General features: G+C 34.4%; 20 protein-coding genes and 4 pseudogenes. 13 read left to right on the top strand and 11 right to left on the bottom strand.

Features of this window, described 5'->3' with window-relative positions; all coding sequences use genetic code 11:
- Positions 1–9 precede the first annotated feature (9 nt).
- On the bottom strand, positions 10–1,185 hold the full coding sequence (gene ubiG / locus ACICPZ_RS05115) for a bifunctional 2-polyprenyl-6-hydroxyphenol methylase/3-demethylubiquinol 3-O-methyltransferase UbiG (protein WP_015589098.1): 1,176 nt from the start codon (positions 1,183–1,185) through the stop codon (positions 10–12).
- A 195-nt stretch (positions 1,186–1,380) separates the two neighbouring features.
- Here ubiG and ACICPZ_RS05110 point away from each other — a divergent pair.
- The 4 genes and pseudogenes from ACICPZ_RS05110 to ACICPZ_RS05095 form a co-directional block, all read left to right on the top strand.
- Positions 1,381–1,467, top strand: a pseudogene (locus ACICPZ_RS05110) (WPE palindromic element domain-containing protein); the annotation flags it as partial.
- 618 nt (positions 1,468–2,085) lie between these two features.
- The gene (gene dnaG, locus ACICPZ_RS05105) at positions 2,086–3,834 is read left to right on the top strand and encodes a DNA primase (RefSeq protein WP_264373916.1); all 1,749 of its coding nucleotides are present in this window, start codon (positions 2,086–2,088) and stop codon (positions 3,832–3,834) included.
- 237 nt (positions 3,835–4,071) lie between these two features.
- Positions 4,072–5,154, top strand: a complete 1,083-nt coding sequence (locus ACICPZ_RS05100) for a Fic family protein (protein ID WP_213863077.1) — start codon at positions 4,072–4,074, stop codon at positions 5,152–5,154.
- A gap of 201 nt (positions 5,155–5,355) precedes the next feature.
- Complete coding sequence (locus tag ACICPZ_RS05095; protein ID WP_174515936.1) at positions 5,356–6,438, top strand: efflux RND transporter periplasmic adaptor subunit; 1,083 nt, start codon at positions 5,356–5,358, stop codon at positions 6,436–6,438.
- 100 nt (positions 6,439–6,538) lie between these two features.
- Here the strand turns inward: ACICPZ_RS05095 and ACICPZ_RS05090 are convergent, their stop codons facing one another.
- The 7 genes from ACICPZ_RS05090 to ACICPZ_RS05060 all read right to left on the bottom strand — a co-directional run bounded on the left by ACICPZ_RS05090 (position 6,539) and on the right by ACICPZ_RS05060 (position 9,034).
- On the bottom strand, positions 6,539–6,703 hold the full coding sequence (locus tag ACICPZ_RS05090; protein WP_084741697.1) for an IS3 family transposase: 165 nt from the start codon (positions 6,701–6,703) through the stop codon (positions 6,539–6,541).
- Positions 6,696–6,857 (bottom strand): DDE-type integrase/transposase/recombinase, encoded by a 162-nt coding sequence (locus ACICPZ_RS05085; RefSeq protein ID WP_010082071.1) that lies wholly within the window; start codon positions 6,855–6,857, stop codon positions 6,696–6,698. Before ACICPZ_RS05085 ends, ACICPZ_RS05090 begins: the two co-directional genes overlap by 8 nt.
- Before the next feature lie 3 nt (positions 6,858–6,860).
- The gene (locus tag ACICPZ_RS05080) at positions 6,861–7,208 is read right to left on the bottom strand and encodes an IS3 family transposase (protein ID WP_182319997.1); all 348 of its coding nucleotides are present in this window, start codon (positions 7,206–7,208) and stop codon (positions 6,861–6,863) included.
- A 71-nt stretch (positions 7,209–7,279) separates the two neighbouring features.
- Positions 7,280–7,582, bottom strand: a complete 303-nt coding sequence (locus tag ACICPZ_RS05075; protein ID WP_264373917.1) for a transposase — start codon at positions 7,580–7,582, stop codon at positions 7,280–7,282.
- Between the two features lie 79 nt (positions 7,583–7,661).
- Entirely contained in the window at positions 7,662–7,976 is a 315-nt protein-coding gene (locus tag ACICPZ_RS05070) for an FtsB family cell division protein (RefSeq protein ID WP_010962526.1), read from the bottom strand.
- A 49-nt stretch (positions 7,977–8,025) separates the two neighbouring features.
- A complete protein-coding gene (ykgO, locus tag ACICPZ_RS05065) occupies positions 8,026–8,154 on the bottom strand; it encodes a type B 50S ribosomal protein L36 (protein ID WP_006279631.1) in 129 nt (42 codons plus the stop codon).
- 49 nt (positions 8,155–8,203) lie between these two features.
- Positions 8,204–9,034 carry a pyruvate, water dikinase regulatory protein gene (locus ACICPZ_RS05060; RefSeq protein WP_006280267.1) on the bottom strand — a complete coding sequence of 277 codons (831 nt, stop codon included), beginning with the start codon at positions 9,032–9,034 and terminating at the stop codon, positions 8,204–8,206.
- 135 nt (positions 9,035–9,169) lie between these two features.
- On the opposite strand from ACICPZ_RS05060, the gene ccmC reads away from it, so the two are divergent.
- On the top strand, positions 9,170–9,880 hold the full coding sequence (ccmC, locus tag ACICPZ_RS05055) for a heme ABC transporter permease CcmC (RefSeq protein ID WP_010962525.1): 711 nt from the start codon (positions 9,170–9,172) through the stop codon (positions 9,878–9,880).
- A gap of 8 nt (positions 9,881–9,888) precedes the next feature.
- Positions 9,889–10,305 (top strand): GNAT family N-acetyltransferase, encoded by a 417-nt coding sequence (locus tag ACICPZ_RS05050; RefSeq protein ID WP_083250453.1) that lies wholly within the window; start codon positions 9,889–9,891, stop codon positions 10,303–10,305.
- Between the two features lie 51 nt (positions 10,306–10,356).
- Here the strand turns inward: ACICPZ_RS05050 and ACICPZ_RS05045 are convergent, their stop codons facing one another.
- On the bottom strand, positions 10,357–11,961 hold the full coding sequence (locus tag ACICPZ_RS05045) for a hypothetical protein (RefSeq protein WP_174515883.1): 1,605 nt from the start codon (positions 11,959–11,961) through the stop codon (positions 10,357–10,359).
- A gap of 180 nt (positions 11,962–12,141) precedes the next feature.
- Between ACICPZ_RS05045 and ACICPZ_RS05040 the strand changes: the two genes are divergently transcribed.
- The 6 genes and pseudogenes from ACICPZ_RS05040 to ACICPZ_RS05015 form a co-directional block, all read left to right on the top strand.
- Entirely contained in the window at positions 12,142–13,419 is a 1,278-nt protein-coding gene (locus tag ACICPZ_RS05040) for an adenylosuccinate synthase (RefSeq protein ID WP_070357042.1), read from the top strand.
- A 103-nt stretch (positions 13,420–13,522) separates the two neighbouring features.
- A pseudogene (locus ACICPZ_RS05035) lies at positions 13,523–14,251 on the top strand (IS5 family transposase).
- Between the two features lie 251 nt (positions 14,252–14,502).
- Positions 14,503–16,941 (top strand): hypothetical protein, encoded by a 2,439-nt coding sequence (locus ACICPZ_RS05030; protein WP_264373918.1) that lies wholly within the window; start codon positions 14,503–14,505, stop codon positions 16,939–16,941.
- 112 nt (positions 16,942–17,053) lie between these two features.
- The gene (gene infA / locus ACICPZ_RS05025; RefSeq protein ID WP_007550159.1) at positions 17,054–17,317 is read left to right on the top strand and encodes a translation initiation factor IF-1; all 264 of its coding nucleotides are present in this window, start codon (positions 17,054–17,056) and stop codon (positions 17,315–17,317) included.
- Positions 17,295–17,891 carry a Maf family nucleotide pyrophosphatase gene (locus ACICPZ_RS05020; protein ID WP_010082554.1) on the top strand — a complete coding sequence of 199 codons (597 nt, stop codon included), beginning with the start codon at positions 17,295–17,297 and terminating at the stop codon, positions 17,889–17,891. Before infA ends, ACICPZ_RS05020 begins: the two co-directional genes overlap by 23 nt.
- 79 nt (positions 17,892–17,970) lie before the next feature.
- Positions 17,971–18,186, top strand: a pseudogene (locus tag ACICPZ_RS05015) (helix-turn-helix domain-containing protein); the annotation flags it as partial.
- A gap of 18 nt (positions 18,187–18,204) precedes the next feature.
- Here the strand turns inward: ACICPZ_RS05015 and ACICPZ_RS05010 are convergent.
- Positions 18,205–19,293: an IS481-like element ISWpi2 family transposase gene (locus tag ACICPZ_RS05010; RefSeq protein ID WP_264373697.1), complete on the bottom strand. Its 1,089-nt coding sequence runs from the start codon at positions 19,291–19,293 to the stop codon at positions 18,205–18,207.
- Between the two features lie 67 nt (positions 19,294–19,360).
- Between ACICPZ_RS05010 and ACICPZ_RS05005 the strand changes: the two are divergent.
- Positions 19,361–19,942 (top strand): annotated as a pseudogene (locus ACICPZ_RS05005) (IS481-like element ISWpi2 family transposase); the annotation flags it as partial.
- A 29-nt stretch (positions 19,943–19,971) separates the two neighbouring features.
- Here the strand turns inward: ACICPZ_RS05005 and ACICPZ_RS05000 are convergent.
- Positions 19,972–22,647: a hypothetical protein gene (locus ACICPZ_RS05000; RefSeq protein ID WP_264373919.1), complete on the bottom strand. Its 2,676-nt coding sequence runs from the start codon at positions 22,645–22,647 to the stop codon at positions 19,972–19,974.
- Between the last annotated feature and the right edge of the window lie 55 nt (positions 22,648–22,702).

Below are 22,702 nucleotides of genomic sequence, written 5' to 3'. Positions count from 1 at the left end.
ATGGTGCTTTTATAGAGTTAAATCTAACAAACCGCAGAGTATATAATTAACATCCACGCCTTTAGTTAGATTCCACTCACGCTTTATTACGTTGTACTCCATGCCAGCCATGTTTTGCAGCGTTACATTATTTTCTCTTAAGTGATTTGCAATTTCTGACGGCTTGAGAAATTTATTCCAGTTATGTGTACCTTTTGGCAGCCAATTTAATATGTACTCTGCACCAATTATTGCAAGACAAAAGGATTTAATAGTTCTATTTATTGTGGATATAAAGATTAACCCCTCCGGTTTTAGCAGTTCTATCGCTTTTTTCATGAAAAGCTCTAAATTATCCACATGTTCAACTACTTCCATCAGCAGAACCACGTCGTACTTCTTGTCATTGCTTAGCTCTTCAATGCTGGTGTGTATATATTCTATATTTAACCCTACTTTTTTTGCATGTGAATGCGCTACTTTTATGTTTTCTTCACATACATCTATTCCCACAACGTTAATGCCAACGCGTGCCATTGACTCTGACAAAATGCCACCACCGCATCCAACATCAAGCAATGATAATTCTTTCAAATTGCATTTTTTTAACTCTTTTATTTTCTCAATAATGTAAGATACTCTAACAGGATTCATCATGTGCAATGGTTTGAATTTGCCGTTCTCATCCCACCACTGGCCTGCCATTTTAGCGAATTTTGATATTTCATCTTCGTTATAAGTTTTTGTTTTTTTTTTCTTAGAGGTTATATTGCTGAGTTTATCAAGGCGTTTTTTATGTCTGCTTTCTTTTGAAAATTCTGTTTCGAGGAATTGTTTGACTATGTCTTTTGCTAATCCACTCGCAGTAAACCCTGCACCAAGACACAGTACATTTGCGTTGCCATGCTCGCGAGCTAATTTTGCGATCTCAACACTGTTACATAAAGCAGCGTAGATTCCTTCAAAACGATTTGCCACAGTACTCATGCCCAAACCTGTACCACAAATTAATATCCCATAATTTGCTTTTTTGCTTGTTATATCTTCTACAACTTTAACAGCATAGTTTGGGTAATCTACACACTTTTGCTTAGCAGTGCAGCCTTGATCTACTACTCTGTAACCTAGGGCTTCCAGGTAAGGTTTTATTTCTGATTTTAATTCATAACCAGCATGATCTGAGGCAATTGATACTATACCTAACATATAAGAAATAAGGACATTTTATATGGGTTTGAACTTTCTGTCAAGTCATTCAATGCTTCTGACCTTTTGGGAGTTCTAAAGCTATAGCTAAGGTTTTCCTACGTCATACCGCAATTCATTCCACAACTGTACGAACATTGTGATTTGAGAATAATCTCCGCCAGGAAGGGTGTCATCCCAGTGCTTTGGCACTGAGATCCAGAAAACTTAATTTTAAATAAGTACACCAGATAGCTGTATAATAAGAACTGGATTCCAGTGTCAAGCACTGGAATGACACCTTCTGTATAAATATTAAGAAATTTACCAAACGAAAAAAAAGGCAAAAGAAGCCCCGTGGTTGGCTAATTACTTACATTATACTTTCAAGTATGGCGTTTTTTTATTCTAAACACTTAATAACCGCGATTTAGCTGCTTTTAAGCTGCAACTAATCTAAATTATAGACGTTAAGAAATTTACTAAACAGAAAAAAAGGCAAAAGAAACCCTAGGGTAGCTAGTTATTCACTATCCATTTTTTAAGTTGGCGTTTTTTAATGTTTTAAATGCTTTATAAGCGTATTTCAGCTTGTGTAGGTCAAAACCCGGAAATTTGATAAAGACATAAGGTGCACATAGTGCAAAAAATTAAACATGAGACGCCAGATACGTTGAGTTTTTTTGTCATTTAATCTGTACAGAGAAGATAAATAAATAGCTTCAGTTTCATGATAAGGGCGCTGGCGAGGTTTGTCAAGGAAGTTTTTTGTTTCTGTGGGCTACCTGGATGACAGGATTGCTCTTGAATTTGTATAGCTACATTGTCGGTAAATCTAAATTGCTTTAGTTATAGAAATAAATTTCGAGTCAGATGTGTATAAATTCTATATAATTTTTATCCTACTACTAATTTAACAAGATGGATCATATAGATATTATAAAATCAAAATTATTATTATCCGACCTAGTAGGTAAAAAAGTCAGATTAATAAAAAGAGGAGATAGTTTTGTTGGGCTCTGTCCATTTCATAACGAAAAAACCCCATCTTTTTCGGTGAGCAATACTAAGGGGTTATATTACTGTTTTGGTTGCTTGGCTAGTGGTGATGCATTTGAATTTATTTCACAAACTGAAGGATTAAGCTTTAAAGAAGCATTGGAAAAATTAGCATCGGTTACAGGTGTTGAACTGCCCAAAAATCTTAGTATTACAAAAGAGGACAATAAACTATTTTTAGCGCTTGATTTAGCTGCAAATTGGTTTGCACAAAAAAATCAAAGTGTTGTAGATTATTTAAAGCAGCGTAAGATTTCACCTAAAATCATAGATAAATTTAAGATAGGTTATGCACCAAGCTCTGGTTTGAAAGAGTATTTAAACTCTTCAGGTATTGAAGACAAAATTTTAATTGATATTGGATTAGTAAACAAAAATTTTCATGATTATTTTTATGACCGGCTGATATTTCCTATACAGAGCATTGCAGGGAGAGTTATTGGTTTTGGCGGACGTGCGCTAAGTTCTGAGCAACAGCCGAAATATTTAAACAGTCCAGAGAGTCAGCTCTTCAAGAAGAGGGAGAATTTATACGGATTAAACTTTGCTTTAAGCGAAATACGTAAAAAACAGCACATACTCGTTGTTGAAGGATATATGGACGCTATAGCGCTACATCAAGCAGGAATTAGTAATGCAGTTGCTCCGCTTGGTACCGCAATTTCTGCAGAGCAGATAAAAAATCTATGGAGATTTGCTAAAGAAATCTCCATCTGTATGGATGGCGATAGTGCTGGACGTCATGCTGCTACTCGAGTTGCAGAACTTGCTCTGCCAATATTAGAGCCTGGATACACGTTAAAGTTTGTGACTTTGCCAAGTAATAAAGATCCATACGATATATGTAACGAACTGGCATACAAGAAAGAAGACGTGTTGACTGCTCTTGACCATTCAACAAAACTGCATTCTGAATATTTATGGCATCACATAATCGATAGCAATTTGCAAAATTATGAAAAACTTGCTCCGGAAAAATATTCAATTCTTGAGCACAAGTTCATGGAATATGTAAATACTATTAGCAACAGCAGTATTAGAAGGTATTACAGAGATTATTTTTACAATAAGGCTAGTGAACTAAGAAGTAGCTTCAAAAAACAGATTTTTAATAGTAAAACTAGAGCAACAAAAGGTGAGTATCTTCATAACAAGTCTCCAGAGCTAATTGAAGCAGAGCAAAATCAGGCCGTAATTTTGCGTATAGCCGTAGAATTTCCTGAAATCTTGAACCGTCCTATATTTTTTGAGCAATTTTCTCATTTTGAATTTACTAATGAGATGAAAAGATTACAACAGCGTATAATTGATGTAATAAGTAACAAAAGCAAACTCGATAAAGAGGCTTTGTTACAAGAATTGAAACAGTTTAACGTTATAAAGTATGTATTTGAAAAAACTAGTGTACTAAATAGCCAACTGAACGAGAGAAAATCTGCAGAAATTGTGTGGAATAATATAGTGTTACTAAAAGAGTTAAATGCATTACGAAAAGAAAGAACCGAAGCGAGGCTGAGCGGTAATCTCGACTTAGAGGAAAGGTTGATAGAACAAATAAAGCAAATAGAAAGCAGTATACAAGAAATGCAAATGGAGTTTATTGAAAAGTAGATATCGTCTCGTTAGTCAACAAGAAAATTACAAAATAAGACAATATTTTACATAAGATTGAAATTTTTAACTAATTAAGCCTTCCTCTAACAGCTTTGCCCTGTAGTTTTTGATATGGTTAGGATCACTTGAAAATGTATAATTTTTGTAGTTAGCTCTGCTGTGCATATAAAGTTTACTATTGACTTTTATCACATTATCTCACATTATCTCACATAATATGCATGTGAGAAGAATATGAACTGGAAGAATTTTCGTCTTAGTACGCGTCTCAACCTAGAAGGGCCTGTAATTGAGCAAGTGTACGAGTTAATTACTGCAGTTGATAGTGTTAAAAATAGCTGGCAGATAACGAAAAAACTACTACCACAAACAATTGAAAGATTAACTCATTCAGTTATTGTTACATCTTCTGGCGCTTCTAACCGTATTGAAGGAAATCGTCTAACCGATAAAGAAGTTGAGGATCTATATAAAAACCTACGTGTCAAAAAATTTAAAAATAGAGATGAGCAAGAAATTGCTGGCTACTTAGAAATGCTTAAACTAATATTTCATGATTATACGGATATTCCAATTAGTGAGTCATCAATATTGCACATTAACAACCAGATGCTACTTTATAGTGAAAAAGATTTGTATCATAGAGGAAAATACAAAGCAAGTTCTAATAGAGTTGAGGCAAAAGATCAGAATGGAAAAGTTGTTGGTATAATTTTTGATCCCACACCACCTTACCTTGTTAGAAAGGAAGTACAAGAGCTTATTGATTGGTATCACTGGTCCTTAAATAATAAATTTAAGCATCCTCTTATTATTGTTGCTAACTTTGTTTTTGAGTATTTGGCAATACACCCTTTTCAAGATGGAAATGGCAGAACTAGTAGATTGATAACTAATTTAATGCTGTTGCAGCAGGGTTATGATTTTGTATCTATTGTATCACATGAAAAGATAATTGAAACTAACAAACTTGATTACTACTTAGCGCTTAATAAAACACAAAGTAGCTGGAAAAGTGGCAAAGAAGATATTTCCCCGTGGTTAATATTTTTTCTTAATGTACTCAAAACGCAAGCAAATGAGGCGCATTATATTCTTGAGAGGGAGAATACTGAATATTTATTATCAAGAAAACAATTGTTCTTCTGGGAATGGGCACTTAGCCTTGCAGATAAAGAATTTAGTAGAAAAGATGCTATAGAAGCTCTAGGATTTCCTCCAAGAACAGTAGAGGCAATTACAAAGAAACTGCTAGGGATGAAATACTTACAGCGTCTTGGAGAAGGCAAAGCCACTAGATATAAAGTTATTATTTAAAAGTTTTAGTATGTTTTTCGAGATTTTTTTAAATCCAGTCTTATGCACAACTTTGTTTGCAATTTTATTCGATTAAAAATTGCATTTTAGCAATAAAAAACTTACTTATTATAGGAAAATCTTGTGTTTGTTCTCATATAAAACTATTTATGGAGTGACAATGGTACATGTATTATACTTACATTTCTGATTCGAAAATTTATGCAGTTGTTTCTAACAAGATTGGTCAACAAATTCTATTGTTTAAAGATGAGAAATAAAGTAATCATCATTTCCAGTATTGCTTTTATTCTACTGTTTTTTATCAGCAGTGCATTTTTAAAAAAAGATCAGGCGGTTCATAGCGATAATGCAACTAGTAGCTTTTCAGTAAAAACTCAAGAATGTGCGCCGCAAAACCGCACTATATATTTAAATTTTTCTGGTACAGTAAATCCCTTACATAGAGCTAGCCTTGTCTCAAAAATAAGTGGTAAGATTATTGCTATTTATTTACCTGATGGTGAAAAGGTAAAAAGAGATGATGTAGTGTTAAAGATAGAAGATTATGACAGGATTGAGCAAGCTCAGAAAGCCAAAGCTTTATTAAAGCAGCGTGAAATTGAGTATGATTCCTCTCACAAACTGAATAAAAAAGGCTATGGGGCACAAATACAAGTAGAAGCAGCTTTTACTGCGTTACAAAGTGCAAAAGCTGACCTAAAAAGGCTAGAATTGGATTTAGAAAATACTGCAGTCACATCTCCTATAGATGGTTATATTGATAAAATCAATGCAAACGAAGGGGATTTTGTTAATGCTGGGCAAAAAATAGCTGACGTGGTTAATTTCGATCAAATTCTTGTAGTGTTATACGTTTCGGAAAATGAAGTAAATAAAATAGAGCTAGGCAGCACAGCTCAAATTAATTTGCTGGACGGAAAAGAATTGGCAGGTGAAGTAAGTTTTATTAGTAAAATTGCTGAGCCTAAAACTGGGTCTTATAGGGTAGAAGTAAAGGTAACTAATAATAAAATGATATCCTTGCAGGGACTAACTGCCAACGTAAGGCTACCTTCAGGCGAAAGATTTGCATATAAAGTTCCTTCTTCAGCCCTGAGCTTAAGTGACGAAGGTGCTCTTGGAATAAAGATTGTTGATGACAATAATTATGTAGTATTTGCACCAATAGAAATTGTTGATCATGAGAGCGATGGGGTTTGGATAGTAGCAAATAACGAAGATAAACCCATAAAGTTAATAGTATTGGGCCACCTATTTGTTAAGCCTGGTGATAAGGTTTAAGACATAAGATCCTTTGACCTTACCCAGAAAAAGTGGAGAGAAAGTGTGGAATGTTTTTTACAAAAAGAATGATGCATCAAATTGTTCTGGAATGCAATAGTTAATAGTGACGTTGTTTGTTATAAAAAATTTCTATGTATTCAAATATTGCAGTTCTAGTGTGTTGAGCAGAGTGTTGTGAAGTATCAATAAGTATTTCTCTTTTCAATGAGCTAAAGAAGCTTTCTGCAACAGAATTGTCGTAACAACAGCCTTTATTACTCATCTATATTCTTTACAGCTAAGAGATATTGATACCCTTGCGCAGTATATTGTGAACCTTGGTCACTGTGCAGCAGTAGATTTTTAACAGGTTTACGCCTATTAATGGCCATTAATAAAGAGTTCATAACCAATTGTTTATTTATTGCACTACTCATTAACTACCATACGTGAGAATTATTGCTGCCAAATATAGCCATCCCTCCTTGGTTTTGATGTAAGTAATCCCATACTTTATTTGGTTGATCAACAATAAAGTTTTGATCTAGTATATTGGGAGCTACAGCTCTATTATCTGTTTGTTGTTTTTTAATTTTAAACTTTCTTTTCAGTATAGCCCTGATGTCATTTTTCTGCATAATACTTTGCACCGTTTTCAAATTGCAACTTTTACCCAAAGCCTTCAATTCAGCATGAATTTTAGGAGCTCCATATCTACATTTAGAAACTTGATATATTTTTTGAATAGCTTCGAGTAGCTCTTTATTTGCTGATTCTCTACTGCTTATTTTTCTTGTGGTCCACTTATAGTAGCCACTAGCAGAAAATCCTACATAATTCCTGTACTTTATAGCAGTTACTATATAAAAAAATATTTTACTCTTTTTGACTGGCCAGGGCTTTTTTTTAAATGTCTCTTTCCCTTGTTACTCTTGCTTTGTAAATCAAACCTCTCTTTGTCGTAAGGAGCCATGTTACCTCTACCTGGAAATGCATTTGCCGCTGACTTTTTTTCGTTGTGTTTCTTTATCCATTTTCCTAATAAACCACCCTTTATTCCTAAATCTCTTGCTATTTTTGTAATTGTTTGACCTGCCTTTCTTTGTTCATTTGCCAGTTTAACAGCTTCCAATTTGAATTCTGCCGTATATTCTCTTACCATTTCTAATCCTCCAAAATTTTATTTTACCCAAAAAAACTCTTTTCTTTCTCTCCACTTTTTCTGGGTAAGGTCACTACTGCTATTCCACGTCAAGAACAACCATAAGTTCATTAGGGTTCACATAACCTAAAGCATTTTTTGCTTGCTCATCAAGCAGATCTAAATCTAAGCTTTTTTCATATAAGCCAAATACTTTGTTGTCCAACTTTTCCTTTTCAGAAGAGACATCCTTTAGCAAAAGTTTATTGTACTCGATTTCTTTTTTTAAATCGATTAACGTCAATAAGCCACGTTTACCTGTAATTGTGCTAATGCTGAAATATAATGTAAGGGAAGAAATGAGTAAGGCTGCGCTTAAACACAGTAACTTTTGCTTCTTTTTAGATATAAGCACCGTACTTTCACATATAAAAAATATATAACATGAAAAGGTGAACAAAAAGCTAAGAACCTTGACGCGCTTTACACCTTGGCTTTACCTTATTTATAATGTAAATCTTACCACCCCTTTTCACAACTTTACAATTTTTATCTCTGTTACGATGAGATTTTAGCGACCCTTTGACTTTCATATCTATAGTAAGAATTAAATTACTTTACATTATAATCACTTATCAAGAGTTAGTCAATTGATAACATTTTATTAAAATATTGTATAATTGTTGCTGATACTTCTTCGATCGACTTTTGCGTGACATCGATAATTGGCCAGTTATTCTGTTTAAAGAGCTCCTCTGCTTCTTTAATTTCCTTTTCTACTTTCTCAGGGTTAGCATATATATTATTATCTTCGTTGTTAATTGAAGTAAGTCTATTTTTGCGTATTTCTATTAGCCTACTTACGTCTATTGTTACCCCTATTGTCAGTTTATTTTTTAATTTTGCCAAGTCGACATAAAAGGGTACCCCACTAACAAAAGGAATATTTGCAACCTTATAGCCTCGGTAAGCTAAATACGTACTGGTGGGAGATTTTGATGTACGTGAAACTCCAACCAAAATTATATCTGCTTTATCAATATCTTGAATATTTTGTCCATCATCATGATTAATAGTGTAGTTTATTGCCTCAATGCGCTGAAAATATTCGTTATTTATCTCAGTATGCAAGTCAAGCTTTTCGTCTTTTTCAATTTCAAGATAAGACGAAATTTCTCTAATAATATGTGATAATATTGCTCTATAGGGAATTTTCAACTTTATACAGTTATCTTTTAGATATTTTCTTAGCTCATCATCAGTAATAGTGCATATAACAAAATTATGCTCATCACTTTTCCTATTAATTTCCTCCAGAATTTTGTCAATCTGCTCTTCTCCTTTTACAAAAGACCAAACATATTCGATCGTTTCTACAGAACGAAAGTGTTTCAGAGCTGATTTTGCAACTGATATAACAGTTTCACCACTTGAATCTGATACTAAGTGTAGATTAAGCTTTTTAAGGGTCATATACTAAAAATAATAGCTAGCAATCTGCTACTGAAATTATGCTAATTTATTGACCTACGTAAATATAGAAAAACTATCCTGTTGATAAAACTCAAACTAATTGGTAAATTCTTAACACAATTATTCTCAAAACGAATGTTTTTATTAAAGCCTACAAATTTCTCTTATTTTTCTAAGAAAGCTCTACCTTGGCTTGGGGTTATTTGTTTCGCATGTTTTTTAATTGGAATGTCTTTGGCGTTATTCTTCTCTCCAGAAGATTATAAACAAGGAGAAATTGTACGAATCATGTACATTCATGTGCCTTCTGCATGGCTTGCTCTTGGAATATATGGATTAATTGCATCACTTGGTTTCATTTCATTGGTATGGAACAATAGCATTGCTAGTGTCTTGGCACATGCTGCTGCTCCTGCAGGGACAGTCTTTTCGGCAATATGCTTAATCACAGGCAGCATCTGGGGAAAAGGAACCTGGGGCACTTGGTGGGTATGGGATGCAAGGCTTACTTCAATGCTGATTTTATTTTTCCTATATGTTGGCTACCTTTCATTGTGGAGCGCTTTTGATAATGAAGCGAGGGCAGAAAAATCAGCAGCAGTATTTGCCATCTTTAGTGCTATAAATATTCCTATAGTAAAATTTTCCGTGAATTTATGGTCCACTCTCCATCAGCCAGCAAGCATTTTGAGAAAAGGTGGAATAGCAATAGAAAGTTCCCTGCTGTTGCCACTGGTTGCAATGTTTATGTTTTGTGCCACATTTTTTTTAGTAGTGTGGATACTGTATTCACTTTACTTAATTAATTTATATAAGATAAAGAGAGAAATCAGTATGCGGTATTAGGCCGAGAGATGAAAATAGAACACACCACATCACCAAGTAGCAAAGACATTGAATTCCTACTCAAAAAGATTAATGAAGAAACCGTTGATAAAGGTACGTGTAACCCATTTGCTTTTTTTATTCGCGATGATACTGAACAAATTATTGTAGGTTGTAGCGGTTTTGTTATCTATGGTTCAATTTACACTGACTTGCTTTGGGTGCACTCTGATTATAGAAGAAAAGGTATGGGAAAGCAGCTAATGGAAGAAGTTCATGATTATGGTCGTGAGATGCACTGTAAAATAGCAACCGTTGCAACCATGAATTTTCAAAAAGCGAAAGTATTTTATGAAAAGCTTGGGTATAAGTGTGATCTTGTACGTCCAGGGTATGTTAACATGTATATTTTTGAAGAAAGTGTTGTGAGATGCACTGTAAAATAGCAACCGTTGTAACCATGAACTCTAAAATATTTAAAGAGCCTACTAATATCTTTAAGGTAAATGTTCATGTGATTCCGCAGAATAATTCTGTTTTTTGATTCTATCTGTCCATTTATCATTTTCTATATCTTGTTTGTTGGTTGCTTTTTTTTCTTGCTCAACAATTGCCTTATCTATCTCCTTATGAATTGCATCAATTGCATTAATCGCACCTCCTTTTTTGTATACTTCGCTTTTCCCTTCAATAATTAACTTAATAAAAGTATTTACAACAGACTGCACTTGATTATGATTAACCTGACCTTTTGTCAAAGAAGGTAAAGAGCCTAATTCCATCAATACTTCTGGTGCTGTTTTATCTTGAGTGGAAAGTCCTAAATTATCTGCTACTTTACTTATTAATAACTCTCTGTGTTCTTTATTATCTTCCAATTTAGCATAATCACTCAATAAATCTATAACGGTAGATACTCTGACTTCAACAACATCATCAACATCTTCATCTTCTAGAGCAACTCCTGACCCCAATAACCTCTCTCTGAGATTTTCGCTTAAAAGATTGATAAATTCTTCATTTGCATCTGATCCTGTGGTTGATATTGTACCATCTAAATAGTTACTTTGAGCACCGAAGCCATGCTCTATTTGTATTTTTGTCTCAGGTTTAAATCCTAATTTTGCACAGAATTTCTGAAAATATTCTTTAATAATGTCAAACAAGCTCTTGCCATTATCTTTATAATTTTTTAACTCTTTAGGAATAGTAAGTGACAATTTACCATCTCTGTATGTTACAAAGTCTTCACCATTGTGAGATTCAATTGTAAATTCCAATGAACTAGACAGATTACATATCTTATCGCCATGCATAACTTGATTTTTAACAGAGAGTATTGGTAGCCTCATATCAGATCTAATTCTCACATTATTTTGGTTAGCACAATCAATATTTATTACTTTTTTAGGATTTTCTACTATGAACGACTGTCCAAGTGCAAGTTGGGTTTGTATAAATGGAGCAGCCTCATACCCTGCTTGATTACAATTGGTAACTAGCTCTTCTAAAATAGCATCACTTGGAACTTCTGCCCCAGCGTATCTGAACATTTTTTTGAAAACTTCTTTTGCAAAGGAACGGTAATCCTTGTTTTCATCTTTCTCTGTTGGTAATAGATGGATATACCTTTGGCCAGCATTGTAAAATTCTTCAAATTCTTTCTTATATGAATCGGTTTTTTGATGATTGGCAGTTTTGGAATTTTCACAGTGATTTTTCCATAGCTCACCCAATGCATTACTTACAAGCTCTTTCTCAATATCTTCGAGTACTGAAGCAACAAAAGCTTTGCCATGATCCGTATCTATTTCTCTTGTTCCTTTTTTGTTAAATATTTCGTCATTATATATATCATCACTATTAAAAAGTTCGCTTTTGCGGTGCTTAGCTCCTTCCTTAAATGCAATAATAAGATTTTTATCTATTTCTTTTCCGTTAATAATAAAATTCATCCTTTGAAAATCTAAGAACATTGTTTCACCGGAATTCGCTAATTTATTATCTTGATCTGCTCTTAATTTACTAAAATTGAACTCTTTAGCTGTGGCCTTTAATCTAACTACTGGACTCTTATTATTTTTTCCTTTTGTCTCTTTCATAAATAACACCTTACTGTAAATATGCTGTAAGTTATATCATATAATGATGAATAATTTGGTAATATATTAAGAAAATCGACAGTATATTTCTTTATTTAAGGGGTGTAGGAAAGGCGTAGATTTCTCTTTCCATTTGTAGCGTACTGCATTAATATTTATGTATTAATCTAGAAAATAATGATGAATAACATTGTAATTGTTGGTCTGCAATGGGGTGACGAAGGCAAGGGTAAAATAGTAGATTATCTTTCTGAGAATGCAGATGTAGTTGTGAGATTTCAGGGAGGAAATAATGCAGGGCACACTATAGTAGTAGATGATGAGGTTTATAAATTAAATTTACTGCCCTCTGCTGTTTTGAGGCCAGGCAAAATATCTATCATAGGAAATGGCGTTGCTCTTGATCCACACGCTCTAATCTCAGAAATAGAGTCATTGAAAGTTAAAGGAGTAGACGTAAACTATAACAACTTGATGGTATCCGAGAGCTGTCCATTAATACTTAGCATACATAAGGACAAGGAAAAGCTATTTGAAGATTTAAATGGAAATCACAAAATTGGTACAACAAACAAAGGGATAGGGCCATGTTATGAAGATAAAGTTGGAAGGAGAGCTATACGCCTTTGTGACTTAGAAAACGCAGATGAGCTCAATAAAAGAGTGGATACTCTTTTGAATTACCACAATGCTATCAGGAAAGGCCTTAACTACCAGGTGGTTAAAAAAGAAGAAATATTAAAGGAAATTCAAGAGATTTCAGAAAAAATTCTTTCATATAAAAAACCTGTGTGGAAGATATTAAATGACTTGATGAAAGAAGGTAAGAAAATAATATTTGAAGGTGCCCAAGGCGCATTTTTAGATATCGACCACGGAACTTACCCTTTTGTTACTTCAAGTAATACTGTAGCATCGCAAGCAATAACAGGCTCAGGGTTATCCTCCAATGCTTACATTATTGGTGTGGTAAAAGCTTATACAACAAGAGTGGGCAATGGCCCATTTCCTACTGAGCAGAAAAATGAAGTAGGAGATAGCTTGTTTACTATAGGTAAGGAACTTGGAACAGTGAGCAATAGAAGAAGGCGTTGCGGATGGTTCGATGCAGTTTTAGTGCGCCAGGCCGTACAACTCTCTGGAGTTTCAAGCATTGTATTAACCAAATTAGATGTGCTTAATTCTTTTGATACAATTAAAATATGCACTGGTTACAAGTATAGCGGAAAAATGTATGATTATTTACCCGCATCGCATTCAATACAAGGGGAATTAGAGCCAATATATGAAGAGTTTCCTGGCTGGAAAGAAAACACTCAAGGTAAAAGGTCGATTGAAACATTGCCTATCAATTTAATAAAATATATAGAAGGGTTAGAAAAATTAATAGGTGTACCAATTCATCTAATCTCAACTAGTCCAAAGAGAGAGGATGTTATTAAGCTTAAAGATTTCTGAAAACGTCTTTGTATCTTAGAGCCTGTACGTAATCTCAAAAAAGAGATAAAGTGAGAGGATAAAGTATATAAAGTAGGATATGCGAAGTTTATAACCAAGTGACATAAGTCGAGAAAAGTTTGAGATTATTGTAGCAGATCTGGAATCTTGCAGAAAGAAGACAAAACCAAGAACACTTGATTTACATGATATATTTTGTGGAGTGTTATACGTGTTAAAAAGTGGTTGCCAGTGGAGAATGGTATCAAAAGAGTTCCCAAAATGGCGCAATTGTTACGACTATTTTAAGAAGTGGAGTGAAAAACCAGATGTAAATAAAGAAAGTGTTCTGGAGCTGGTATTAAAAAAAAATAATTGCGACAAAACAATGGTCGGAAAAGCTTCTGCATAATTGATGCACAGAGTATAAAAAATGCAGATACTGCTGAAGCTATGATGCAGGCAAGAAGATTTCAGGGCCGTATTGCAGTAGATACGCAAGCATGCAATTTATACAACAACAGCAGAGATAACTGACCGTAGCAGTGCTGTGAGAATGGTCGAAAATGCAAAAGAAAACCTCTCGGGAGTTAAAAATGTACTGGTTGATGCAGGCTATACTGGAGAAAATTTTGTAACTCAAATAAAAACGATTATTGGTGCAACCGTTGAAGTGATCAAAAGAAATGAATTACGTTCCTTTGTTGTATTGCCCAAAAGATGGGTTGTGGAGCGATCTTTTGCTTGGTTAGAAAAATGTAGAAGATTGTGGAAAAATTGTGAGCGAAAACTCAATACTAGCCTACAAATGGTCGTTCTGGCTTTCACTGCCTTACTTCTGAAAAAATTATGAACAGGCTCTTACTAACTCTTATCTAATAAAAAAAATACTTGTGTAACTTCGAATAGTCTATTATGCAAGACAGCAGTATAAACATGTAGTAAGAAATGTATAATGAAAAATAAAAGCTCAAGTTTAACACTTGCAGTTATTTTTACACAATTAAGTAATCATAAAAGTTAGTGTAGGACGAGGTTATACAGTTTGATTTCTTTTAATATATGTTAATTGGTATAATATAAATATAGTTAAGGAGGCGTATTATGACTGGAAGTTTGGCTAAGGAAGAAAAAACAGCAGAGGCAGGAAAAACAAGTAATCAGTCAGAGAATTATGATGTTGAATCAGTTATAAGGGTAGCATCATGTGCTTGGAATGCAATACATTGCTTGTTGGCATTTTATGAATACGATCTATATTCGTCATGGCTTGAATCGCATTTTACATCCCTCAAGGACTGTATCAATAAAATGGAAAAAGACAATTCTTTCACTAAGGACTCTGCTATAATAAAGTTCTGCCGCTCAATTGCAGAAAATAATAAATTATACAAAGAGTTAAAAAATTTAAATAATCCTGCTGAAAAATTTTCTCAATTAGAGAAGATAATAACAGGCTTTAAACTAAAAGACCTAGGAGACAAGGTAAGCTTCTTAATGCTTTTGAAAGAAGAAAGTGACTTCACTGCTATACAGAAGGCTTATAGAGATGAGTGGAGTTTTTATGATCTAATAAATGATAGAGATTTTAAAAAAACGTACATAGATAAAGCAGTAACAGAGTCTGCTAATAAGAGCTTTAAGAAAGATATAGATAAATGCATAAAGTTGGCAGAGCAGGGAAAAAAAGCTGCAAGTAAATATCTTGGAAGGAAAGGCGTAGAGCTTCAAGCTTATTACACAGAAACTGATAACGCTTATAGAGTTTTGAATATCAACTCTATTAATTACAATAGAAGTGAGCCAACCAGGATTAGTAACATTTTACAGCAAGAGAAAGATATTAAAGAGCTGAATATCTATTGCAATAAAAAACATGAAATACACGCTCATCGGAAAGGTAAGGAAAGATATTATAAATTTAAAGAGGGCGCATATTATGAAATGAAAAGCACTTGGCCTGTAAAGGATGGATCCGAAATGTGTACCATGATTATGAATGTGAGTAGCGATGGCATAACTGAAGTACTAAAATTTAATGATGAAGATTTTGTGCTATCGGATGAGATCTTAGAATTAATAAAGCAAAACGATGAATTATATATTCAAGGTCTCTCCTTATATGATGCTGTACTAGAAAAAGGTAAGGCTGCTGATGTTGTACCTACTGCTAATAATAATTTTCAAAATGAGTCTATAGCGGCCTATCGCGAGGAACCAGAGGGGGAATTAGACCCTAAAGTTGATGCTGACAATAGCCTTCCTCCTTCTATTAATAGCAATGCATCAACTCAAACGGAAGTCAATTTACAACACACTGAAACTCAAACAGAAGTTGCTTCACAACAAATTGAAACTAAAACGGAAGTCAATTTACAGCACACTGGAACTCAGACAGAATTTGCTTCACAACAAATGGATGAATTGATTTTAAATAATCAGATGCTGTCCGAAAAAAACGTTGAATTGAAGCAAGAAATGTCAAATTTGAAAAAAGAAGCTGTTGAATTGAAGCAAAAAATAGAAGCAGGGTTGCAAGTGATAAATAAAAAGCACCATGAATTAATACAAGAAAATCAGCGACTACAGGAGAAACTAGAAACAACCCAAGCAGAAGCTAATCAAACAATTGTAAAGTTAGAGAAGCAGAATAGCAATTTACAAGACAGGTTTGAAAAAGAGGAGCAAAAAAACACGGAATTGCAAACTGAACTGGCACAAAAAAATGAAGAATTAGCAGGTGTGTTAAAAGAGCTACAAGGGAAAGCACAAGAACTTAAAGGTGTATATGAAGAAAAAAGAAAGCTAAAGGAAGAGCTGAAAATTGTTAATGCAGGAAAGAAGAATTTGGAAAAAGAGCTAAATCAAGCACGAGAAGATGCGGAACAGATAATGGTTGAACGACGCCAGCAGAAAGAGCGCTTGAAAGATCAGCTAAGAGAATTAGATCAGGAATATAAGGTACAAGTAGAAATTGGGCAAAAGATTAAAGAATCAGATAGGCAGGATAGCAATTTACAAGATACACTTGGAGAAGAGAGACTAAAACTCAACATTGAAGAACTAGAAAACGAGTACGAGGAATTTCCAGGAGATAAGGTGCTTACACTTGAACTCACTAAAGATGAAGATAAAGTCGAAGAGTTAAGAAACGAGCTAGAGCGTGAGAAAGAAAAGTGTAAACAATTATTAGAAGAAGAAAATGAATGGGGTGATGAATTGGTAGGAATGCTTGATGGACTGGAAGAAAAAATTCGTGCTGATGAACAAAGGAGCTTCAACAATCAATTAACGGGAGAAATTTCTAATGAGTCTGGTAATGCTCCACGACAGAAGAAAAGGTTATCCAAATCTTCAAGCGTTGATAATGAGTCTTATGTTCCACTGAGAGAGAAGACAACATTACTCAGATCTTTAAGCGTTGATAGTGGACTTGATAGCGATGAAGAAAATTGTGATAATGATTTATCTTTCAACATAAGTCCTATAAGTTCTATTGAGAAGGTGGCAGAGAGTAGAAACGTAGGTAGGGTATCATTGTGAAGATGGTTGGGGTTAAGTTGCAACTTAAGTGGGGCGCAAAAGGTCTTTTGTGTTGATAATAATTTAAAATCTATAGTAGACTAAAAAAGATTATTAAATTATAATATAACATATGATAAAAGACGAGAAATCGAAAACAATTTTTGAAGTGGAAGGGGCAGTAACTGCTTTACTACCTGCAGCAGAATTTAGAGTGAAACTGGACAATGAACATGAGATTATCTGTCATGTATCAGGGAAAGTGAGAAGAAGTAAAATACGCATCATTATAGGGGATAGGGTGTTAGTTGAGATGAGCATTTACGATAGGAATGCGAGAAAGGGTAGGATCATTAGAAGGCTTAAAGGTACAAGTGACAGAACGATCTCTAAATAATCTTATTCTTGCTTCATCATCGAAAAGGCGTATAGCTTTACTAAAACAAATAAACATTGAGCCAGGTTTAATTTTGCCAGCAGATATAGATGAAGCCCCTTTAAAAAAGGAACTTCCGAAGGATTACTCAATCCGTATGGCAAAAAGTAAAGCTGAGAAAATACAAAGTTTAAATCCAAATTATTTTGTGCTTGGTGTTGATACAGTTGTTGCTTGTGGTAGAAGGATATTGCTCAAAGCTGAAAACGTTGAGCAAGCAGAAAAATGTATCCGCTTGTTATCAGGAAGAAGGCATAGAGTATACACCAGTGTATGTCTATTAACTCCCGATCAATCTAAACAACATATCAGGACTGTGGTTACAATAGTGAAATTTAAACGTCTCAGTGAACAAGAAATTAAGTATTATTTAGCATCAGAAGAGTGGAAAAATAGGGCGGGGGGATGCAATATACAAGGCCTAGCTGGAGTGTTCGTATTGTTCTTACGCGGCTCCTACTCTTCCGTTATAGGGTTACCATTACATGAAACCTATTGTTTGCTAAGCAATTATTTTAACTTCAATTTATATTGAAATACCTGTATTAAATAAGACTTGACCTGACACTTTAAAAAAGTAAGTTAAAAATAATAAAAATAAAGGAGTGTTAGATATGAGTACAATACAGACAAAAATATTAAAACCAAAGCTAGGATTATTAGAACTAGCAAAACAACTAGGAAATGTGTCTCAAGCATGCAAAGTGATGGGATACTCAAGAGATACATTTTATCGCTTTAAGGAGTTATATGAAAATGGAGGAGAGGAAGCATTACATGAAATAAGTAAGAAAAAACCGCTATTAGCAAACAGTGTAAAAGACAAGATTTGATCTGACAGACAAGAATTAACTGACAGAAGAATTGAGGTAGTCAAAACTAATATCAGGCTCTTGTGTAATGCTACTAATATTTTTCTGAAAAGCAATATATTTGCTATCAAGAAAAGTTTGCATAGGCGTTTTGCCATAGCAATATTTACCCGAGTGAGGTCTTGTCTCATTATAAGAACGCAACCAATGATCAACATCAATCTGTAGATCTTCCAAAGAACTGTAGATTTTCTTTCTAAAGATGATATTGTAACACTCATCTTGCATGGTTCTATGAAACCTTTCACATATGCCATTAGTCTGTGGAGAGTTGGCTTTAGTTCTAGAATGATCGATGTTTTCTATGCCCAAATAAAGCTGATAAGCGTGATTTTCGGGCTTGCCACAATACTCCGTACCCCTATCAGTTAAAATGCGTAATAATGGAATTTTCTGCTCATCAAAAAATGGAATAACTCTATCGTTGAGAAGATCTGCAGCTGTAATAGCTGTTCTGTCCGTGTAAAGTTTAACCATTGCAACTCTGGAATAAGTATCAACAAAAGTTTGCTGATAAATGCGCCCTATACCTTTGATATTGCCCACATAATAGGTATCTTGAGAACCCAAATAACCTGGATGTTGCGTCTCAATTTCACCATGAGCTTCCCTTTGTTCTTTCACTTTTTCTAAAGCTGCAAGTTGTTCTTCAGTTAAAATGATTCCGTCTTGAGCTACTTTTGTCTCTAGTGCTTTAAGTCTCTTTTTGAGAGTTTCAAGGTCATTTCTTAGCCATACAGACCTTACTCCTCCCTGAGAAATTATTATACCTCTTTTTCTCAGTTCATTTGCAGCTCTTTCTTGCCCATATGCTGGAAATTCTGTTGCTATACTAATCACTGCTCTTTCTATATCGTCGGAAACTCTGTTTGCTAATAGCGGTTTTTTCTTACTTATTTCATGTAATGCTTCCTCTCCTCCATTTTCATATAACTCCTTAAAGCGATAAAATGTATCTCTTGAGTATCCCATCACTTTGCATGCTTGAGACACATTTCCTAGTTGTTTTGCTAGTTCTAATAATCCTAGCTTTGGTTTTAATATTTTTGTCTGTATTGTACTCATATCTAACACTCCTTTATTTTTATTATTTTTAACTTACTTTTTTAAAGTGTCAGGTCAAGTCTTATTTAATACATATTATGTGGGCAATATCAAAGGTATAGGGCGCATTTATCAGCAAACTTTTGTTGATACTTATTCCAGAGTTGCAATGGTTAAACTTTACACGGACAGAACAGCTATTACAGCTGCAGATCTTCTCAACGATAGAGTTATTCCATTTTTTGATGAGCAGAAAATTCCATTATTACGCATTTTAACTGATAGGGGTACGGAGTATTGTGGCAAGCCCGAAAATCACGCTTATCAGCTTTATTTGGGCATAGAAAACATCGATCATTCTAGAACTAAAGCCAACTCTCCACAGACTAATGGCATATGTGAAAGGTTTCATAGAACCATGCAAGATGAGTGTTACAATATCATCTTTAGAAAGAAAATCTACAGTTCTTTGGAAGATCTACAGATTGATGTTGATCATTGGTTGCGTTCTTATAATGAGACAAGACCTCACTCGGGTAAATATTGCTATGGCAAAACGCCTATGCAAACTTTTCTTGATAGCAAATATATTGCTTTTCAGAAAAATATTAGTAGCATTACACAAGAGCCTGATATTAGTTTTGACTACCTCAATTCTTCTGTCAGTTAATTCTTGTCTGTCAGATCAAATCTTGTCTTTTACAAAATACCTTTATTAGTATCTTTTTTTTGTTGTGACTCAGCAACCTGTTTAGCCCAATCTAGTGGTCTTTTATTTCTGTTAGCTAATGCAATTCTATTGCGATCATAACCATCAGTGTGTTCTGTTAAAGTATCTCCTCTTTCTTCTTCTATTACTCCAGCTTTCAGTTGTGCTTCATCTTTCTCTAGTAATTTATATAGTTCGCTATTTTTATCTACAGTTGGATTAGTGTCATTATTTTCTCGTTCTGCCACTGTTTTTTCTAACCACTTACGTATAGGGTCATATTGTTTACCTTCTCCTATCTTTTCTAAAATGTTTTCTGAGAATGAATCTTTAGGAATATTTTCTTTAGTAGCCTGTTGTGCCGGTTCTCTTAACCCTTTATCCGGGTTTCCCAATGCTCCTTTTAACTCACTCGTATCTCCGATTTCTTTTGGTTCAATGTTTTCTAAGCTCTTCTTTAACTGTTCAGGATTTACTTGAGATTGTTCATTATTGTCATGAGTTGGAGATGAATAGCCCGAATCGTTTGCTTTTATGTCTGTTGAGCTGTCTTTTAGCAACCCAACTTCTCTCAAGCGTTTTTTAGTTTCTTCGCTAATCTGACTCTGATCAGCTGGTTTTAACCCGAGATTTTCTTGACCTAATGTATTTTTAAGTTCTTCAAATAGAGTTAGATTACTTTGTCTAATATGTTCTTCTAATTTCCTTCCTACCTGTTTTAAATCTGTTTGAGATTTACTATCACTATTAGTTGGAGATATATAGCCTGAATCACTTATACTATTTGGTGTTGAAGCAGAGACACTAATAGTTGGACCTTCCACTATTTTTACATCTGCTAAATCGTCTTTTTGCAATCCATCTTCTTTATCTTGTGACAGTTTATCAGTAGGATCAACTTGCCTTAATCCTCTATTATCCTGCTGTGATCTATCTCTGATTTCTTTAAGAAGATTTTCAGGTGGAGTTTGATCACTTTGTTCAATGTTCTCTAAGCTCTTCTTTAACTGTTCAGGATTTACTTGAGATTGTTCATTATTGTCACGAGTTGGAGATGAATAGCCCGAGTCACTTTTATTATTGAGTGCTGTAGCAGAGAGCGGCTGTTCACTTTCTTTCCACTTAGCATCACTAGCATCTTGGTTATCACTGTTATCTGGAGAAGATGAATAAGGAATTATGTCCTTTAATGTCTCTAACGGTGATGGGTTATTTTTTCTACTTCCTGCAATTGATGCTTTTCTATCATCAACATCAATGTGCCGTAAGTTGTTTTTCTTGAAATTTCTGATGTCTTGTAACAGATCGCCTTTGCTATTTCCTTCTTGTTGCTGGGTTTTAGGTTGTTGCTGATCATTAGGTGTTTGCTCACTTCTATCTGGTTTTTGGCTTCCAGGTACAGCATGTCCAAATGTAGGATTGTCATACCGTTCATCTTCTTGCCTATTATCTTGATTGTGGCTTACAGACTTGGTGAAAGTAGAACTATCTGAAGAATCAGAAGTTGCACCTTTTTGCTGATTATTAGGTGTTTGCTCATTTTCGCGCAAGTCATCTGGTTTTTGGCTTCCAGATTTGGCTCCCCCTTGCTCATCGAAAACACCTTTTTTAGGTGGTAGTGAACTAGTTCTAGGTGGAAGTGGCGGAGGAGTTTTTTTGTTCTGAGGATTCTCCTCAAAAAGCGATTGTAGGTTATAAACTTGACCTCCCGAATTTGCTTCTCGTGCTGCTTGTCTAAGCTCACGCTTTTCTTTAGCCTCCTGAGAATTAATTTTATCGTCAAAATCTTTTCCAATTCCGCTATCGTAAGACTGCCTTCTGCTGTTAGATTGTAGTCCAAAATGTGAATGGTGGTCTTCTTTTTTTTGAGTTATATCAGTAGCTTGAACGCTAACACCTCTATTAACATCAATTCTTGTTGTAGTTTCAGATGATAGCTCGTTACTGTCTTTATTATGTTGCATCTCATTCGCTTTTCCTTGTCCTTTCTCCCTGAATTGTATTTCATGCAAGAATAAACCACCTATTTTTACATCTCTGTTTACTTCTAACCGTTCTAGAGAAAAATCATCACCTTTAACAAGGTCTACACCGTTAGCATCAATCTTAATTTTGATCTTACATTCCTTCCCCTCCGCATACCACTTTAAAGTCATTTCATATGAACCATCAGTTACGACATAATGTCTTATTTTTTTCCCTTCTTCCTCGGCAACAAAACCATGCATTCCGCTCTTTCCATCACTATGCAATGTTGAAAATCCCGAGATTTCATTCTTCTCACAAAAATCACTGTTTAAAAATTCGCTGATTTTAAACTCTTTTTTGTTATTTCCCAGCGTAATACTTGCGTGATTACCGTATATTGAAACTCCTGCAACATCATCAACATACTCTTTCAACCTTTCTTTAACTTCACTTTCAAGGTCTTGTCCAGCTTTCTTTGTCTTGTCGCATTTCTGAAGAATAACTCCATATGCTTTATCTTTGTTTTCTTCTTCGTCCCAATTCCAGTTGGCGTGTTTTGTTAAAAACTTTACTGTGTTAAAATCAACTCTAGCATTATAAATTGGGTCGTCTTCCTTTTTTATTTTATCAAATAAAGGAAAAATTTCTTGAATGCGCTCATTATAAATGTGTTCTTGTTGTGTATCGTTAGTGCCCATATATCCCTCACTAATAACCCTCTGCCTTTAGTTCTAGCTAATACTAGCTAATATA

Origin of the sequence: Wolbachia endosymbiont (group A) of Melitta haemorrhoidalis (genome assembly GCF_964273365.1) — a bacterium.
In the GTDB taxonomy this organism is placed as follows: Bacteria; Pseudomonadota; Alphaproteobacteria; order Rickettsiales; family Anaplasmataceae; genus Wolbachia; species Wolbachia pipientis.
The sequence above is the reverse complement of the archived record's forward strand: the minus strand, read 5'-3'. Positions and strand labels throughout refer to the sequence as shown.